We start from the raw sequence: 17798 nt of genomic DNA on the forward strand, positions 1-17798 counted from the left end.
AATTCCGGTGGCAGTATACCGATCCACCCCGCGATGTCGTCGGGCTCAGGGTCGGCGGAAATGCTGGGCTCTCGTGCGCAACTGCATCTTGGTGAACATTCGACGGGCGATCGACGGCGATTCTACTGTCGATTTACTCTTTTATTTTCAAAGCCTTATCGGATTGCCTTCGGAGCACCCCGGTCGAACCATTTGCAAGCACGCGAAATCTCGCGCAGCGACACCGACATGGAAATGTGCGATATGCCGCCCATCCCGCTCAAGCAACATCGGCCTCATCATGATCCAGCGCGTCTTGCCCTATGAAGGACTCCTCCACGAGGTGGTCGAGCACAACGGTGTGCTCTACATCGGCGGAATCGTCCCCGAGGACACAAGCCTCGATATGTCGGGCCAGGCCAGCGACGTCCTCGGGCAGTTGGCGCGCCTGTTGAAGACGCTCGGATCCGACCTCGCCAATGTCCTTCAGGTGACCATCTACATGACCGACCTGAAGGAGAAGGCGCAGTTCAATGCGGCCTGGAAGGCGCATTTCGCGGAAGCGCATCTGCCGGCGCGCGCCGCAATCGGCGTGGCCGATCTCGGTCCGGGCGTGAAGCTCGAGATGACCGCGATCGCTGCCCGGCAATAGCCGCGCACGCGGCGCATCAGATGACCTTCGCCTGCGCGAGGCGATCGATCTCGTCCTCCGACAGACCGAGCCAGCGCTGGTAGATCTCGCGATTGTCCTCGCCAATGTCGCCGGCCGAATTGCGGAGCTGCGCACGGTCGGCCGTGAAGCGCGGCACGACATTGGACATCGCCACCGAGCCGAAATGGCGGTCAGGAACGCGGGTGATCATCTCGCGCGCCAGGGATTGCGGATCGGTCGCGATCTGGTCGATCGCATAGATGGGGGCCAATGTGCCCTCCTCGGCGGCAAACGCGGCAAGCACTTCTTCCAGCGTATGGTCGCCGCACCATTGCGCGAAGATCGCGTTCAACTCCGCTGAATGGTCGACACGCCGCGCATTGTTGGAAAAACGCGGGTCGTCGATCAGGTCCGGCCGGCCAATCGCCCGGCAATTCGCCGCAAACAGCGCATTGGTCGACCCCGCAAGCGTGACCCAGCGATCATCGCGGGTCCGGTAGACCGCCGCCGGCGCGGAATAGGCGTTGCCGTTTCCGATGCGGCCGCGCACGTCCCCTAACTGGTCGAACTCGATGGCGAGAACGTCGAGCAGCCGGAACACCGCCTCGGTCAGCGCAAGATCGATCTCTTCACCAGGCGCGTCCGGATTTTTCGCCCGCTTCCACAAGGCTGCGAGCGCGCCGACCGCGCCGAACAGGCCACCGATCGCATCGCCGAGGGGATAGCCGGGATGCATCGGCTGACCGTCGGCTTCACCGGTGATGTAGGTGAGCCCGCCCATGGCCTCGAATATGCACGCGAACCCTGGCCTGTCGCGATACGGCCCGTCCTGGCCGAAGGCGGTGGCGCGCAAGATCACGAGGCGCGGCTGGATCTGCCACAGCACCTCCTTCGACAATCCCCAGCGGTCGAGCGTTCCGGGCCGGAAATTCTCGATCAGCACGTCGAAATGCGGCAACATCCGCTTGAACAGTTCGACGCCTTCCGGCTTGCGCAGGTCGAGCGTCGCGAACTTCTTGTTGCGGTTCACCGTCTTCCACCACAACGGCTTGCCGTCCTTGAACGGCGGAAAGGCGCGCACGCCGTCGCCCTGCCCCGGCATCTCGATCTTGAGCACGTCGGCACCGTAATCGGCCAGCAACGTTGCGGCGAACGGCGCCGCGACGATGGTCGCGATATCAAGGACCTTCAACCCTTCGAGCGGCCCGCTCATTTCACTTCCCCGAACCCATTGAATTTGGCTTGCCGGCTCACGCCACATCCCGCAGCAGCAGGCGCGCGATGTTGAGCTGATGGATCTGGCTGGTGCCCTCGTAAAGCCGGAACAGACGGACGTCCCTGTACCAGCGCTCGATCGACGAATGATCGGCGATGTAGCCGGCGCCGCCGAACATCTGCACGCAGCGATCCGCCACGCGGCCGCACATCTCGGTCGCAAAATATTTGCACATCGAGGCTTCGAGCGCGACGTCCTCGCCGCGGTCGCGCTTGCGCGCAGTCTCGAGGATCATCGACTGCGCCGCGAATATCTCCGTCCGGCAGTCGGCGATCATGGCCTGCACCAGCTGGTAGTTCGCGACCGGCTCGCCGAACTGAACGCGGCTGCTGGTATGGCGGATCGCCATGTCGAGCATCCGGATCGCCGGCCCGGTCGAAAGCGCAGCCAGGTGAATGCGCTGCTTGTTCAGCACCTTCATGATGGTCTTGAAGCCGACGCCTTCGCGGCCGCCGATCAGATTGGCTGCGGGTACACGGCACTGGTTGAAATAAACCGCGCTCACGGGCGAGCCGGCCTGCCCCATCTTGCGATAGGGCGCGCCGGTCGCAAGGCCGGCACTGCCGCGCTCGACGATGAAGGCCGAGACACCGGTCGCGCCCTTCGAATTCGGATCGGTTCGCGCAGTGACCGTGAAAACATCAGCGACCGGCGCGTTGGTGATGAAGCACTTCTCGCCGTCGAGAACATAATGATCGCCTTCGCGGCGAGCGGTGGTCCGCACGTTCGAGGCTTCGGAGCCGGCGTCGGGCTCGGTCATGGCGAGACAGCCGGTCCATTCTCCGCTGGCAAGGCGCGGGAGATAGGCTTGTTTCTGCTGCTCGGTCCCGTCGGCGACGATGCCCTCCGAACCGATGCCGGTGTTGGTACCGACGCGGGCGCGAAAGGCGACCGAGCATTGCGACAGCTCGAACGCCGCCAGCACGAGTTCTTCCGTGGTAAGCCCGGCCCCGCCATAAGCCTCGGGGATGCTCCAACCGAAAAAACCTTCTTTGCGCATGGTAGCGACGATGTCGGCCGGGACCTCATCGCCGTCTTCGACGCGCGCCTCGGCCGGAACGGCGATGTCGCGGACAAAGCGCCGGACACGTTCCAGCAGGGCCTCGAAGGCAGCACGTTCACGGATCATGGCACGAGCCTTCCGATGTCACTCATTCCTGGAGTGCTTCCTCGCGCCGCGCGCGGATCGTCGGCAGCATGATCAGGATGATCGCGATCGCGGCGGCGGCCAGGAGGCTCGCCGACATCGGTGACGTCAGCAGCACGGTGGCGTCACCGCGCGACAGCACCATGGCGCGGCGGAAGTTCTCCTCGATGGCCGGGCCAAGGACCAGTCCCAGCAGCAGCGGCGCCGCCGGCAATTGCAGCTTGATCAGGATGTAGCCGAACACGCAGAACAGTGCGGCCTCGTAGACCTCGAACGTTCCGCTGTTGATGGAATAGACACCGATCGAGCAGAACACCATGATCGCGGGGAAGAGATAACGATAGGGGATGGTGAGCAGCTTCACCCACAGCCCGACCAGCGGAAGGTTGAGGATCAGCAGCATGAGGTTGCCGACCCACATCGAGGCGATCAGACCCCAGAACAGGGTCGGGTTCTTCGTCATCACCTCCGGGCCCGGATGGATGTTGTGGATGTTCATGGCGCCGACCATCAGCGCCATCACGACGTTGGAGGGAACGCCGAGGGTCAGCAACGGGATGAACGAGGTCTGGGCGCCGGCATTGTTCGCGGACTCCGGACCCGCAACGCCTTCGATCGCGCCCTTGCCGAACTGCTCGGGATGCCGGGACAGCTTCTTCTCCAGCGTGTAGGACGCAAAGGACGACAGCACCGCACCGCCGCCGGGCAGGACTCCCAGCAGCGTGCCGAGCGTCGTGCCGCGCAGCATTGCCGGCACCATGCGACGGAAGTCCTCGCGGGTCGGAAACAAATTGGTGATCTTCTGGGTGACCAGCGACAGCTTGTCATCCTGCTCGAGATTCTTGACGATCTCGGCGAAGCCGAAGATGCCCATCGCCAGCGGCACGAAATCGAGGCCGTCGAACAGCTGGGGGATGCCGAAGGCAAAACGCTGGCTGCCGCTGTTCAAATCGGTGCCGACGAGGCTCAGGAGCATGCCGAGCACGACCATGCCGATGCCCTCGATGAACGGACCACTGGACAGCACCGAAGCGAGGATCAGGCCCAGGATCATCAGCGCGAAGAATTCCTTCGGACCAAACAGCAGCGCGGTCGCGGTCAGCGGGCCTGCGAGAGCTGCAAGGGCGAGCGTCGCCACGCATCCGGCGAAGAACGAGCCGATCGCAGCGGTCGAGAGCGCCACGCCGGCGCGGCCCTGCTTGGCCATCTGGTAGCCGTCGATCGTGGTCACGACGGACGAGGACTCGCCGGGCAGATTGACGACGATGGCCGTGGTCGATCCGCCATACTGTGCGCCGTAATAGATGCCGGCGAGCATGATCAGCGCGGCATCCGGCTGCAGCGCATAGGTGATCGGCAGCAGCATCGCGATGGTTGCGAGCGGACCGAGCCCGGGAAGCACGCCGATCAGGGTGCCGAGCAGGCAACCGAAGAAGGCATAGAGCAGATTGGCGGGCTGGGCGGCCGTGGCAAAGCCGATCGCCAGATTGTGGAAGAGATCCATCGCCCGGCTCGCTCAGTTGAGAAGGGACGGCCAGACGGGCAATGGCAGCCCGAGACCGTAGACGAAGACGGCAAGGCACAGCACGATGAGCACCGCCGCGTTGGTCAGCGCGCCCTTCCAGGTGAATTCGTGACTGGCCCTGCTCGACACCATGATCAGAACGAACAGCGCGCCGACCAGGCCGAGCGGAAACAGCAAGGCACCGAACAGGATCACGGAGCCAGCGATCCATGCGAGACCTTTGAAGTCCCATGTGCGCAGCGCCTCACGGCCCGCGCTCGGCTTCATCGCGCCGAACATGACGACGAGACCGATGGCGGCGAGCACGATCGCGAGCAGGCGCGGGCAATAGCCCGGCCCCATCTTCGCGGCCGTGCCTGCGGGGTACTGCAGCGCCGTCACGAAGAAGAAGGTTGCAAAGGCGAGGAACAAGGCGCCGGACGCAAAGGCCCTGTGATTGCGGATCGCCAATCCCTTCATTCCGGTCCTCCATTCTCATCCTTCGAGGAACGCTCCTCGAGGGCCTCCATCAGGACCGGCACGCCGATGGCGCAGGCGTGTACGCCGAGATGCGCAGTCATCTGGAGAACCTGGCGAATCTCCCGCTGGCCGATGCCGAGCCGCAGCGCCCGCTTGATCTGCACACGCAGCCCTTGCGGATTGAGCGCCGTGAAGCAGGCGTTCAACGCAAGCGAAATCAGACATTGCGAACGCTGGTCGAGACCGTCGCCTGCAGACCGGTCTGCGAGGAGATCCAGCAGGACGGCGAAATAGCCGGGATCGGACCGCAGCCATTGCTCGCAGAAATCCGGCCAGTCCCCGAATTGCGCGATATAGGCATCGCGCAACGCCAGCTGCTCTGTCGTGAGCTCGAAATGATCGGCCTGAATTCCGGCGCCCGCCAATTCCTCGGCGAGGATGCCGATGCCGACGTGGCAGCCGTCCAGCCCCTGCATCGTCGCGAGACGAAACACGTCGATGATCTCCCGCGCCGTGGCGCCCTCCTGAAGCGCAAGGCGAAGGTGCAGCGCGAGGCCGGAGCGGAACAGATGCGTCGACGAGCCGTCGAGGGCGACGTAGATCAGCTCGCACATCTTGCGAGACAGCGGTCCCTTCTCTGAGGCATAGCCCGCATACTTGCCGTAGGCCTGAAGAAACTCGGGATCAAAACGCAACAGGCCTTCCGTCCAGGGCCGCCAATAGCCGCGCGCCCTGACATAGGCTTCCTTCAGCGCCTGCTGTTCCGGCGTCAGGTCGGACATCGGTGCCCCCGTCAGGCAATGTTGGTCAAGGTGATGCCGCCATCGACGGTGAGCACCTGCGCCGAGATGAAGCCGGCCTCGTCGCCGGCGAGGAAGCAGATCGCCTTGGCGATGTCGTCGACCGTGCCGAGCCGCCCCAGCGGCGTTCGCGCGACCCGGCGTGCGTCGAGCTCGGCGTTGCGGTTGCGCATGGTTCCTTCGGTCGGAATCGCCGAGGGGGCCACGGCATTGACGCGAATGTTGCGCGCGCCGAGCTCGGCGGCGGCCGCCCGCGTGATTCCCATGACGCCGGCCTTGATACCGCTATAGACGATGCTGTTCTTGGCCGAGATGAGGCCGGCGACCGAGGCGACGTTGACGATGGCGCCGCCGCGCTCGGCACTCATGACCTCCGCGGCAGCCTGAATTCCCCAGATGATCGCCTTGAAGCCAATGTTGAGCATGCGATCGACGGTTTCCGGAGCGATGTCCGGGACCGACTGATATCGCACCCACGCCGCGTTGTTGACGAGAATGTCGAAACGCTTCTGACTCTCCGCCAATGCAAGAACCGCCTGCCGCATGCCGTCGCGGCTGGAAACGTCCTGCGTGACGGCAACCGCGTTACCGCCGGCTGCCTTGATCGCACTCACCGTGCCTTCCACGAACTCCGGCTTTATATCGTTGACGCCGACGACCGCGCCGCGCGCGGCGAGCTTGAGCGCGGTTGCGCGGCCGATGCCGTTTCCGGCTCCGGTGACGAGTGCGACGCGGCCTGCGAGCGTCTGATCCCTGGTTTCGGTCATGGCTGTCTCCCTCACGCTCCTGCCTCGGCAAACGGAGCAACTTCCGATACGTAACGGCGGCCGAACCTGCTGATCAGGCCGCTGGCATCACCCTGGGCCTGGAGCGTGCGGATGCGGCGCAGATGGCGATGCACCGGCACGTCCCACGTGAAACCCATGCCGCCATGGATCTGCAGCGCGCCTTCGCTGATCGAACTGCCATAGGTCACTGCTGCCAGGAACGCGGCATCGCGCTGCACCGGACCGCCATCCCTAGACAGGCTGCGCGTGATCGCGTGACGAATGCTCTCGAGGCCGAGCTTCTGGCGCGCCAGCGCATGGCGGATGGCCTGGTTGTAGGACAAGGCATGGCCGAACTGGCGGCGCGTCGAGGCATGCTCCTGCGCGAGCGCCAGGCACGCTTCGGCCGATCCCAGGATGGCCGCGGCACGGAGCACATTGGCATCCGAGCTGAGCAGATCCCAGGTGCCGGCCGGCAGGATGGAGCCGATGGGAACCTCGACCTTCTCCAGCCGCACCACGTGCTCCGGCACCGTCAGATCGAGGCCGGCCGCGTCCTCCACCACAACGCCCTTGGCATCGACCGGGATCAGCGCCGCGCCACCGCCGCTCATCCGCACCAGGATGTAGTCGACCGACGCCGCGCCAGGCACGCGCGCGAGCGAACCATTCAGCAGCAACAATCCGCCATCCCGTTCGGGAACAGCCTCGCCCTGCCAGGCGATCGTTGCCAACTTGTCGCCGGACACGATCGCAGCGGCAAGACGCGTCAGCGAGGACTGGAGCAGCCGGCCGACGAGAATGGTCTCCAGCAGCGGAAAGCCGAGCAGACCGGAGTGAGCGGCGGCGATCACCGGCACCGCGAAACCGAGCGGCAGGGCCAGTCCCCCCACCTCTTCATCCGCGATGATTCCGAGCAGACCATCGCCGGCGAGATTTTGCGCCTGCGCGCGCACATCCAGACCCGCGCATGCGGCCACTGCGCGTGCCGCGGTTGCCGCGAACTCGTCGGGCTGAAGTCCTTCGGCCATGCTCATCATTGTCCTCTCTAGAAACCTTGCGACTATTATCGTTCACTAGGCGAGATAACCGCCGTCGACCGGCAGGATGACGCCATTGACATAGGACGCCATCGCCGATGCCAGAAAGATCACCGGTCCGGCGATCTCGTCGGGCTGTCCAATACGTTTCATCGGCGTGCGCACCATCAGCCCCGACAGCCTCGCCGGATTGTCGCGCGTGCTCTCGCTCATCTCGGTCGCGATGATGCCGGGGGCGACGGCATTGACGCGGATGCCATCAGACGCGAGATCGCGGGCGAGCGCCTGCGTGAACAGCCTCACCGCGCCCTTGGACGGCGAATAGCCGAGCGCACCATTCATGCCGCCAAAGGCTGCGACCGAGGCGACGTTGATAATGGACCCGCGCGTCTTGCGTAGCGCGGGGATGAAGGCATGAACCACGTTGAAGGTGCCGTTGACATTGACGTCAAAGACCTGGCGCCAGTTCTCGTGGGCGCGCGGGCTGTCGATCGGTTCCCGAATGATGATGCCGGCATTGTTGACGACGACGTCGGTGGGGCCGACCTCCTCGTCGACGCGCCTCGCCACGTCACTGCACGCGGCGGCATCGGTTACATCGAGCACATAGGCGATTGCCTCCTTGCTCCCATCCCGTATCTCGCGAGCGGCAGACTCTGCCCGATCCTGCCGCAGATCGGTCAGGACCACCCTCGCCCCGGCAGCGGCGACGCCGACCGCTATGGCGCGACCGATTCCCTGGCCGGCCCCCGTCACCACGACCAGGCGATCGTGCAGCAGGCCCGCGGTCTTACCCTGCGCGGCCATCATTTGCCTCGCGACAGCTGGAGAATGCGGTCTGCGATGATGCCGAGCTGAATCTCGGTCGTGCCGGCATAGATCGTCTCGGCGCGGGCCGCGAGATAGATCGCCTCGAACCGCCGCCGCGCCACCTTGATCGCGGGGTTCTGCGGCAGCGAAGCCTGCGACAGCAATTCGATCGCGAGCGCGGCAAAGCGCTGGTGCGATTCGCTCCAGTAGAGCTTCGCAAGACTGCCGCGCGCTCCGATCTTGTCGCCGCTCGCGAGCGCCTCGACGGCGGTCTCGACATGCGCCTTCAGCACCTCGATCTCGACGGCGACCTCGCCGAGCCTGACCGCATAGTGCCGGTCCGCAACCATCGCCGACAGCGCCGTGTCAGCCTTGCAGGCCGAAATCAGATGGCGCAGCTCGTTCTCGAAGCGCCAGGCGCGATACATGCGGTTGGTCGCCCGCTCGATCTCCAGCACACGGATGGCCGCGGCCCAGCCCTCGTCGGGCGCGCCGATCGCGTCAGCCTGGGCAACCTCGACCTCGTCGAAGAAGACCTCGCAAAAGCTTTCGCGGCCGTCGATCGACTTGATGGTGCGCACGCGCACGCCCTTGGCATCGAGCGGCACCGCAAACATGGCAAGCCCGCGATGACGATCCTCCAGCGGTCCGGTGCGCGCCAGCACAAGGCAGCGCTGCGCGCGATATGCGCCGCTGGTCCAGATCTTCTGGCCGTTGATGCGCCAGCCGTCACCGTGCGTCGCGCGCGTGCGCAGGCCCGCAAGGTCGGAGCCGGCCTCGGGCTCGGAAAAGCCCTGGCACCAGATGTTGCGCATCTCGAGGATTGCCGGCAGGAAGCGCCGCTTCTGCTCCTCGGTGCCGACGGCGAGGATGATCGGGCCGGCAAGCTCCTTGCCGATCGAGTTGACGCTCTCAGGCATCGCGAGCCGACCGATCTCCTGATTGGCGATGAGATGTTCGCGCAAGGAGCGACCGTGCCCGCCATAGACCTGCGGCCAGGTGATACCGGTGAGGCCCGCGCGGTACATCGCGGCTTCCCAGGCCACCGACTGCTGCAGCGTTGGCGGCGCGAATGCGGCGCTGTCGCTGCGGAAGCTGGCAGGCAGATTGGCATGCAGCCAGCGATGCATCGCATCGCGATAGGCTTCGCCCGTCAGGTTCTCACCCGCGACGGATTGCGTCGATACCGCTTCAAGTACACTCATCGCCTGCTTCCCGCTTTCGCCTTACCTGCCGTCATGTCCTGGCGGCTATTCGTTCTTCACTGCGACTTTGAGAAGATCGCAGGCGCTCTCCGACGCCGGCCGCCACGCATCCTCGGGCGCGATCGTGCCGGTGATCTCGTAGTAGTCGTAGGTGTACTTGGATTCCGCCGGCGTTTTGATCCGCGCGACATAGAGCGGACGCATCACCTGGCCGTCGGCCCGGATGCTGACGTTCTTCATCTCGAAATCGTTGACCGGCGTGTTCTTCATCTGCCGCATCACGGCATCGCCATCATCGGAACCGGTGGCGGCGACCGCCTTCAGGTAATGCGTGATGGCGCTGTAGGTGGCCGACTTGCCCTCGTTGAGCAGCTGACCGCCCGTCGCCTCGGCATAGCGTTTGGCAAAGGCCCGGCTCTCCGGCGTCATGTCCCAGTAGAAGGGCGTCGTCAGCCGGACGTTCTGGAGGTCCTTCAGACCAATCCCGTGCGTCTGGCTGATCATGAGGCCGAGCGGGACGAGCAGCTGCGACTTCGTCAGCCCGAACTCCTGCGCCTGCTTGATCGTGTTGGCGAAATCGGAGCCGGAGTTGGCGAGCGCGATCGCCTTGGCGCCGCTGGCCTGCGCCGTCAGCAGGAACGAGGACAGATCCGACGCATTCAGCGGATGCAGCACCGAGCCGACCACCTTGCCGCCGCCGGCCTTGATGAAGTTGGTCGCGTCGGCCTGCCAGGCCTTGCCGAAGGCATAGTCGACGGTCAGGAAGAACCAGCTGTCGACGCCCTGTGCGAGCAGCGCTTTCACCGTGGCCTTTGGCTGCGCGTAGGTGTCGACCACCCATTGCGTGGTCATCGGCGAGCATTTGTCGTTGGTGAAGAACGAGCCCGCCGTGCCGGCCAGCATGTAGGGCTTCTTGCGGTTCTTCATGATCTCCTGCACCGCAAGCGCAATCGAGGAGGCCGAGCAGCCGACGATGGCATCGACACCTTCATTGTCGACCCAGCGCATGGCAATGGCGACGCCGACGTCGGGCTTGTTCTGGTCGTCCGCAATGACGAGCTCGATCTTCTTGCCGCCAACCGTTCCGCCGAAATCACTGATCGCCAGCTTGGCGGCCGCGACCGAACCAAGACCGCAATTGTCGGCATAGGGACCATTCTGGTCGTTCATGATGCCGATCTTGACGACATCTCCGGAGATACCCTGCGCTTGCGAGGGCGCATTCGTCAGCAACAAAGCCATCATGCCGAGCGCCGCTATCGTCAATCTCATCACGTTATCCTCCTTGCTCGCGTTTCCTCTGGGTCCGCTTGTGCGGCCTCTTGTGATTGAGTTCAGTGACCCTGGACCGGCCGCTCTCCGTGCGGGATCAACAGGGCGTCGAGCGCCACGGCGCCCTCGCCCCTGGCGCGGAGCAGCAGCGGGTTGACATCGATTTCCGCGACCGTGTCCGCATGCGCGGCGGCAAAGCGGGACAACGCGGCGACGGCCCGGGCCGCGGCGTCGAGGTCGGCCCGCGGCCGCCCCCGCGCGCCATCAAGTACCGCGAATGCCTTGAGCGATTTCAGCATCGCCATGGCCTGCGTCTCGCTTACCGGCGCCATCTGCACGGCAGTGTCCTGAAGGATCTCCGCGAAGATGCCGCCGAGGCCGACCATCACCACCGGCCCGAACACCGGATCGATGCGGCTGCCGAGGATCAGCTCAGCAATACCCTTGGCCATCGGCGCCACGATCACGCCATCGATCACTGCATGGGGTGCTTTGGTGGCGACCCGGTCGCGCATCTGGGCATAGGCGCGCCGGACGTCGGCTTCCGAGCCGAGCCCCACGACCACACCACCCGCCTCCGTCTTGTGCGGCAGATCGGGCGAGGCGATTTTCAGCACCACGGGATAACCGATCTCGGTGGCGGCTCGCGCCGCCGCATCCGCATCCTGAACGAGACGCTCGGCCAGCACCGGCACCCCGGCGTCGGCAAGCGCCCGCTTGGCGCCAAGCTCATGGCGGAAGGCATCGGCAGCAAGCGGCGTTGCCTGCGCGACCGCAGCGGGCTTGTCCTGCGAACGCTGCGCCGCGGCCTGCAACCGGACCAGTGCGGCGACGGTTGCGCAACAGCCGTCGAAGCTGGCGATTGTCGGAAAGCCCAGCGCGTGCAGCTCGGCCAGCGCATCTTCCGGGCCGTCGACGCACAGGACGATCGGACGGTGAGGAAATTGCGCACGCATGTTGCGTAGCGTGTCCATGTAGATGGAGCGCAAGCGCGGCAGGTGCAGCGAGAACGGCAGCGGCAGGATCACCGTATCGGTGCGCTCGTCCGCGACGACGGCAGTCATGATCTTCTCCAGAAGATCAGGACGGCTCGACATCTGCGCGGTGGCGTCCACCGGATTGCGGGCTGACGCAAAAGGCACCAGCTCCAGAATTTGGCGCTGCGTCTCCTCGCCGAGCTCCGGCAATGTCAGCCCGACCGACTGCGCGGCGTCCGCGAGCAGCACGCCAAAGCCGCCCGACGCCGTTAGGATTGCGATGCCCGGCCCCTTCGGCAACCGGTCCGGCAGCAGAATCGACGCCGCGTGACCGAGATCGATGAGCTCGTCGACGCTGCGCACGCGCACCGCGCCGCAACGGGCAAACAGCGCATCGAACACGGCATCCGCCCCGGCCATGGCTCCGGTGTGCGAGGCCGCGGCGGCTTGGCCTGCCGCCGATGTTCCGATCTTCATGGCAATGACGGGCTTGCCGGCGTCGCGCGCCTCCTCCAACGCGGAAATCAGGCGGCCGGCGTCGCGGCACGCTTCGAGGCAGCACAGGATCACCTTGGTGGCGGGATCGCGGGCCATCCAGGCGATGCCGTCGGCGATGTCGATGTCGCACTCGTTGCCGGTGGTGATGAAACGGCTGACGCCAACGCCGCGCTCGCTGGCAAGGCGCATGGTGTAGCTGCCGAGATTGCCGCTCTGCGACACGATGCCGAGCGAACCGGCGGCCGGCATGCCGTGCTCGAGGACGATCGAGAAGGTCGCGATGCTCTTCTCGGCGATGCTGACCGCGCCGAGGCAGTTCGGCCCGAGCAGGCGCATGCCGCCGCTGCGCGCGGCAATGCGCAGCCGCTCCTGCATGGCCCGGCCCTGCTCGCCGAGCTCGGCGAAGCCCGAGGAGAACACGACGACACTGCGGACGCCGCGGGCAGCGCACTGCTCGACCGCTTCGCCCGCGCGCTCCGCATCGACCGCGATGATCGCGAGATCCGGCGCCTCCGGCAGGTCGGCCACGGAGGCGTAGGCCTTCAGCTCCTGCACCGTCGCGGCCTTGGGATTGACCGGATAGATGCGGCCCGCATAGCCGTGGCGGCGCAACAGATCGACGGGCCGGCCGCCGATCTTGGTCGCTTCCTGCGAGGCGCCGATGACCGCGATCGAACGCGGCGACATCAGCGCATCGAGACCCTCTCCCGGCCGCATCTCAGCGCCCCTTGAACACCGGTGCGCGCTTTTCCAGGAACGCCATGCGCGCTTCCTTGGCGTCCTCCGTCTTGGACAGGGCCATCGTGATGTTCTGCTCGAAGCGGTAGGCATCGCGCGGCGGCATCAGTTCGACCATGTTCGCCGCGTTCTTTGCGTACTCCATCGCGATCGGGCTCTTCGAGGCGATCTCGCGCGCGAGCTTCATCGCTTCGGGAAGCAGATTCTCCTTGGTCGTGCAGGCCTCGATGATGCCGAGACGATAGAGCTCCGCGGCGGGCACGCGATAGCCGGTGAAGAACATCCGGCGCATCAGGGAGCGGCCGAACAACGTGTTCAACATCGCAGCACCGCCGGCGAGCCCAACATTGATCTCGGGCATGCCGAAGACGGCTTCTTCGCAGGCGTAGAAGATGTCGCAGGAGGCCATCAGGCCAACACCGGCGCCGAGCGCAACGCCGTTGATCGCCGCGATGACCGGCTTGGCGCATTCGCGGATGCAGTTGCCGGTCTCGCGCGTGATGCGGTTGTGGCTGTGAAACGCGCCGACCTTGGTCGGGTCCGGCCGATCCTTCAGATCTGCGCCGCTGCAGAACACCTTTCCGGCGCCGGTCAGGATCGCAACCCTGACGTCCTGGCGCTCAGAGATCTCGTCGAACACGGCCACGATGCGGTCGCGCATGGCGCGGTCGAGCGCATTCACCGGAGGCCGGTTCAGCGTCACCAGCGCAATGTTATCGGACACTTCGAGGGTGACGATATCTCCTGACATGGGCTTCCTCCTTTGGCTTCTGTTTGTATTGCTTGCGGTCGTCTGCCTGCCCTGACCGATCGGTCAGCTTTTTGCGCTGATAACACCAACCGCTGTGACTTGCAATATCCTGCCGCTCACCTATTGACCGACCGATCGGTCAGTCGATAGATTTCGCGGCAAGCAAGAACGACCTTCAGGAGGATTTCCATGCCCAGGATCAGCCGACGCCAGGCGACAGCTCTGATCGCCGGCGCTCTCGCCGCGCCGCTTGGCGCGCCTGCAATCGTCCGGGCGCGCGCGTCGCAGATCTTCATCATCGTGCCTTATGCGCCGGGCGGCTCCATCGACAGCCTGATGCGCTCGATCGCGAAGGCCATGGCGGAAAGCCTCGATCAGCCGGTCCTGGTCGACAACAAGCCCGGCGCCAACGGCATCGTGGGATCGCAATATGTGGCGCGCGCACCGAAGGACGGGTCGGTCCTCCTCGCGGGCGGCACCGGGCCGATTTCGCTGAACGTCCTGCTGCGCAAGAACCTGCCGTACAAGCTCGAGGACTTCGCCTCCGTCGCCATGCTCTGCAACGGGCCGCTGTCGCTCACCGTGAACGCGCGCACGCCCGCCACCGACGTCAAGAGCTTCGTGAGCTATGCCAAAGGCCGCGACAAACCGCTGTTCTACGCCACGCTCGGGCCCGGGAGCGTCACGCATCTGTTCGGGATCATGATGGGCAAGTCGATGGGATTTGCCGTCACCGAGGTTGCCTATCGCAACAATCCGGCCTCCATCATGGAGACGCTGTCGGGAGAATGCGATCTCAATTTCGCAACGCCCGCCGCCGTGATCGAGCATGCGCGCGGCGGTCAGCTCCGCATCCTCGCGCTCTCCTCGGACAAACGCATGGCGAGTTTCCCGGAGATTCCGACGCTGGCCGAATCCGGCTATCCCGACCTCACGGCCTCGTTCTGGACCGCCCTGCACGCGCCGGCGGGCACCCCACGTGATGTCATCGCACGGCTGAACGCGGCGGCCAACGCCGCGATGCAGAAGCCGGAGATCGCAAAGCAGCTCGAGACCGACGGCCTGATGGTGGATACCGGCGCACCGGAACGCCTCGACGCCCAATTGACCAAGGACGCCGCGCTCTGGGGGCCGGTGATCAAGGTGCAGAACATCGTTCTGGAATGAGGCGCGGCCGCCGCCCGCCGGTCAGCGCGACTTGCGCCGGCCGACCTTGGACGGCTCCGCCCCGGGGAACTCGACCAGCTCGCCGCTTCGCAGGCCGTTGAAGATCATGTCGAAGAAGACGTCGGCGATCTGCTCGGGGGTCGCGGATTTGTTGGGATTGTACCAGCGATGCATCCAGTTGAGCGAGGACAGGATCAGGCGGCCGGTCATGGGAACATCGACCTTGCGGATTTCGCCGGCGTCGATGGCCTCCTGGATCAGGCCACGCAGAAAATTCTCGAAGCGGTCGCGGCGCGTCAGCCGTTCCTTGTGCCTGCTTCGATCAGGATCGTTCCAGAACGCGGTGGTGGAGGCGATCCAGGCCCAGCGGTAGCGGCGGAAATATTCTGCGGTGGCGACCATGAATGCGCGGATCTTCTGCGACGGCGGCCCGTCGGGAATGCGGTCGCGCACGAACAGATAGAGCTCGAGCGTCGAGCCGACCGCGACGCGCGCGTAGATCTCGTCCTTGTTGGAGAAGTGATGATAGAGCAGCGACTTGGAGATGCCGCAGGCGAGCGCGATGTCGCGCATCGATGTGCCCTCGAAGCCCTTGCTGGCGAACAGCCTGCCGGCCTCGGCAAGGATCTGCAGCACGCGGTCCGAGGCCTCGGCCTGGTTCGCAACGCCGTCCTTCATCGTTGACAGTTCAGTCATGAACTCCGCAATCCATTCGTCAGCCAGAAGAGTCTTTAGAATGAAACTAGGTTTTCACCGACCGATCGGTCAAGCCCGGCGATTCCCGCGGAAGGAACCATGAGCGCAGCCCGCATCAGGCGCATCGGCGCCACCAGGGACCGGCTCGGCGAGAGCCCGGTGTGGGACGAGCGCGGGCAACGCCTCTATTGGATCGATTCCCTGGCCGGATTGATCCATAGGCTCGATCCCGTCACAGGCGTGGCCGAGCAATTCGATGTGCCCGCGCCGATCGGGTCGCTGGCGTTGCGAGGCGACGGCGGCGCGGTCCTGGCCCTCCGCAACGGATTCGCGGCTTACGATTTCGCCAGGCGCGCGCTGACGGAAGGTCCGTCGATCGGGCTCGACCACCCGAAGGTGCGGCTCAACGACGGCAAGGCCGATGCCCATGGCAACTTCCTCGCGGGCACGATGCATGGTGACCGCGCCCCGGATGAAGCGCCGCTCGGCGGCCTCTATCGGCTGGGCGCATCAGGCGCGCTGGAGCTGCTGGAGACGGATCTCGCCGTGAGCAACGGACCGTGCTTCAGCCCGGACGGCCGGACCTTCTACATCGCCGACAGCGCTAGGCGGATCATCTGGGCCTATGACTACCGGGCGGACGGCCCCCTCGCGAACAAGCGGGTCTTCGTCGACACGGAAGCGCAGGGATCTGGCTGCGACGGCGCAACGGTCGATGCGGATGGTCATCTCTGGTCCGTGCTCGTGCGCATCGGCAAGATCGCGCGGTTTGCGCCGAACGGAAGGATCGTGCGAACGATCGACATGCCGGTCCGTCATCCGACCAGCGTGACGTTCGGCGGCCCCGATCTCGACATTCTCTACGTGACGTCGATTTCACGCAGCCACGCTCTCAGGGACGACCACCCCGATGCCGGCGGCCTGTTCGCCATCGAGGGCCTCGGCGTTCGCGGACTGCCGGCGCACAGATTTGGCCCGGACTGACGGGGCTCTCCACTACCGCGCCGATCTCTTGACCTGTTTCGGCACGTTTTCCGCCATGTAGTCCACGAACACCCTGATCTTCTCCGGCAAGTAGCTGCTCTGGAGAAACGTCGCATACATGCCCTCGTCGAAGGTGGAATTCGTCACCCGGAAGCCCGGCAGCAGACGTATCAAGCGTCCACGCTTCAGCTCCTCTGCCACAGTGTAATCATCCAGCAGGGCGATGCCGTGCCCACCGGCGGCGAGATCGCAAAGCACCACCCCGTTGTTGCTGCTGAAGGACGACGGCACGACGATCTCACGCAGCCTGTTCCTGTGCATGAACTTCCAGACCACGTCGTCCGGACCCATCCAGTAGGTCAGGCAATTGTGGCGGGTGATGTCCTCCGGCTCGCGCAATTTCGGCATCCGGGCGACATAGTCCGGTGCAGCCACGAGAATCCGCTCGCTTCTCAGCAGCCTTCGCTGCATGAGGGCCGGATCTTTCGCCGCCTGGATCTGGAAGTCGACGTCGAATTCATCTTCGCGAAGCTGGGGACGCCGCTCGGACAGGCGCAGCTCCACCTTCAATTCCGGATAGAGCTTCTGAAAGCCCGGGATCAGCGGCGACAGCACCTTGATGCCGAATAGTGTCCGCGAGTGCACCCGTAGCGTTCCGCGCGGCGCGGTCTGCAGCGCGAGCGCTGCGGCCTCGGCATCCTCGATCCCGTGCAGCACCTGCTCGGTGCGCTGGAAGAAGATCTTGCCGGCATCGGTCAATCCGAGATGGCGCGTGCTGCGGTTCAGAAGCTGCACGCCGAGCTGCGCCTCGAGCTCGCCGATATAGCGCGACACCGACGCCGGCGAGAGCCCGACGCGGCGCCCCGCCGCCGAAAAGCTGCCCTCGCGGACGGCGCTGACGAACAATTCCATGGCCTGGAGGCGGTTCATCGATCTTTTCATATTCTGCAAAGGACATGCTCAGATTACGTCAATTGTTCGAAAAAGCTCAAGGCCCTAACGTCATGAGAACGCGTCGCAAGAGCGACCGGCGGATCGCAAATGCGACCGCGTGG

The 17798-nt window shown here is 65.0% G+C and carries 17 protein-coding genes; 3 read left to right on the plus strand and 14 right to left on the minus strand.

What is annotated here, in order from left to right:
- The first annotated feature begins 280 nt into the window (after positions 1-280).
- Positions 281-631, plus strand: coding sequence for a RidA family protein (locus JQ635_RS11760; protein WP_211405967.1), 351 nt, complete (start codon positions 281-283; stop codon positions 629-631).
- A gap of 16 nt (positions 632-647) precedes the next feature.
- Here the strand turns inward: JQ635_RS11760 and JQ635_RS11765 are convergent, their stop codons facing one another.
- The 12 genes from JQ635_RS11765 to JQ635_RS11820 form a co-directional block, all read right to left on the minus strand.
- Complete coding sequence (locus JQ635_RS11765) at positions 648-1844, minus strand: CaiB/BaiF CoA transferase family protein (protein ID WP_211410023.1); 1197 nt, start codon at positions 1842-1844, stop codon at positions 648-650.
- Positions 1845-1881: 37 nt separating this feature from the next.
- Complete coding sequence (locus JQ635_RS11770) at positions 1882-3036, minus strand: acyl-CoA dehydrogenase family protein (RefSeq protein WP_211410024.1); 1155 nt, start codon at positions 3034-3036, stop codon at positions 1882-1884.
- Between the two features lie 22 nt (positions 3037-3058).
- Complete coding sequence (locus tag JQ635_RS11775) at positions 3059-4558, minus strand: tripartite tricarboxylate transporter permease (protein ID WP_211410025.1); 1500 nt, start codon at positions 4556-4558, stop codon at positions 3059-3061.
- Positions 4559-4570: 12 nt separating this feature from the next.
- The gene (locus tag JQ635_RS11780; RefSeq protein ID WP_211410026.1) at positions 4571-5038 is read right to left on the minus strand and encodes a tripartite tricarboxylate transporter TctB family protein; all 468 of its coding nucleotides are present in this window, start codon (positions 5036-5038) and stop codon (positions 4571-4573) included.
- On the minus strand, positions 5035-5820 hold the full coding sequence (locus tag JQ635_RS11785; protein ID WP_211410027.1) for a carboxymuconolactone decarboxylase family protein: 786 nt from the start codon (positions 5818-5820) through the stop codon (positions 5035-5037). The genes JQ635_RS11780 and JQ635_RS11785 overlap by 4 nt, the downstream gene beginning before the upstream one ends.
- A gap of 11 nt (positions 5821-5831) precedes the next feature.
- Positions 5832-6605, minus strand: a complete 774-nt coding sequence (locus tag JQ635_RS11790) for an SDR family NAD(P)-dependent oxidoreductase (RefSeq protein WP_211410028.1) — start codon at positions 6603-6605, stop codon at positions 5832-5834.
- 11 nt (positions 6606-6616) lie between these two features.
- Positions 6617-7636: an acyl-CoA dehydrogenase family protein gene (locus JQ635_RS11795; RefSeq protein ID WP_246583460.1), complete on the minus strand. Its 1020-nt coding sequence runs from the start codon at positions 7634-7636 to the stop codon at positions 6617-6619.
- A gap of 45 nt (positions 7637-7681) precedes the next feature.
- On the minus strand, positions 7682-8452 hold the full coding sequence (locus JQ635_RS11800; RefSeq protein WP_246583461.1) for an SDR family NAD(P)-dependent oxidoreductase: 771 nt from the start codon (positions 8450-8452) through the stop codon (positions 7682-7684).
- A complete protein-coding gene (locus JQ635_RS11805) occupies positions 8452-9660 on the minus strand; it encodes an acyl-CoA dehydrogenase (protein WP_211410031.1) in 1209 nt (402 codons plus the stop codon). The genes JQ635_RS11800 and JQ635_RS11805 overlap by 1 nt, the downstream gene beginning before the upstream one ends.
- A 45-nt stretch (positions 9661-9705) precedes the next feature.
- Positions 9706-10932 carry an ABC transporter substrate-binding protein gene (locus tag JQ635_RS11810; protein WP_246583462.1) on the minus strand — a complete coding sequence of 409 codons (1227 nt, stop codon included), beginning with the start codon at positions 10930-10932 and terminating at the stop codon, positions 9706-9708.
- A gap of 62 nt (positions 10933-10994) precedes the next feature.
- Complete coding sequence (locus JQ635_RS11815; protein WP_211410032.1) at positions 10995-13124, minus strand: acetate--CoA ligase family protein; 2130 nt, start codon at positions 13122-13124, stop codon at positions 10995-10997.
- 1 nt (position 13125) lies between these two features.
- Complete coding sequence (locus tag JQ635_RS11820; protein ID WP_211410033.1) at positions 13126-13896, minus strand: enoyl-CoA hydratase/isomerase family protein; 771 nt, start codon at positions 13894-13896, stop codon at positions 13126-13128.
- 189 nt (positions 13897-14085) lie between these two features.
- Here JQ635_RS11820 and JQ635_RS11825 point away from each other — a divergent pair, with 189 nt between their 5' ends.
- Positions 14086-15063: a tripartite tricarboxylate transporter substrate binding protein gene (locus tag JQ635_RS11825; protein WP_211410034.1), complete on the plus strand. Its 978-nt coding sequence runs from the start codon at positions 14086-14088 to the stop codon at positions 15061-15063.
- Between the two features lie 21 nt (positions 15064-15084).
- On the opposite strand, the gene JQ635_RS11830 is transcribed toward JQ635_RS11825, so the two are convergent.
- Positions 15085-15759 carry a TetR/AcrR family transcriptional regulator gene (locus JQ635_RS11830; RefSeq protein WP_246583463.1) on the minus strand — a complete coding sequence of 225 codons (675 nt, stop codon included), beginning with the start codon at positions 15757-15759 and terminating at the stop codon, positions 15085-15087.
- Positions 15760-15858: 99 nt separating this feature from the next.
- Between JQ635_RS11830 and JQ635_RS11835 the strand changes: the two genes are divergently transcribed.
- Positions 15859-16743, plus strand: a complete 885-nt coding sequence (locus JQ635_RS11835) for an SMP-30/gluconolactonase/LRE family protein (protein WP_211410035.1) — start codon at positions 15859-15861, stop codon at positions 16741-16743.
- Between the two features lie 12 nt (positions 16744-16755).
- Here the strand turns inward: JQ635_RS11835 and JQ635_RS11840 are convergent, their stop codons facing one another.
- Positions 16756-17673 carry a LysR family transcriptional regulator gene (locus JQ635_RS11840; protein ID WP_211410036.1) on the minus strand — a complete coding sequence of 306 codons (918 nt, stop codon included), beginning with the start codon at positions 17671-17673 and terminating at the stop codon, positions 16756-16758.
- Positions 17674-17798 lie beyond the last annotated feature (125 nt).

This window comes from Bradyrhizobium iriomotense (assembly GCF_018130765.1).
Lineage (GTDB): Bacteria > Pseudomonadota > Alphaproteobacteria > Rhizobiales > Xanthobacteraceae > Bradyrhizobium > Bradyrhizobium iriomotense_A.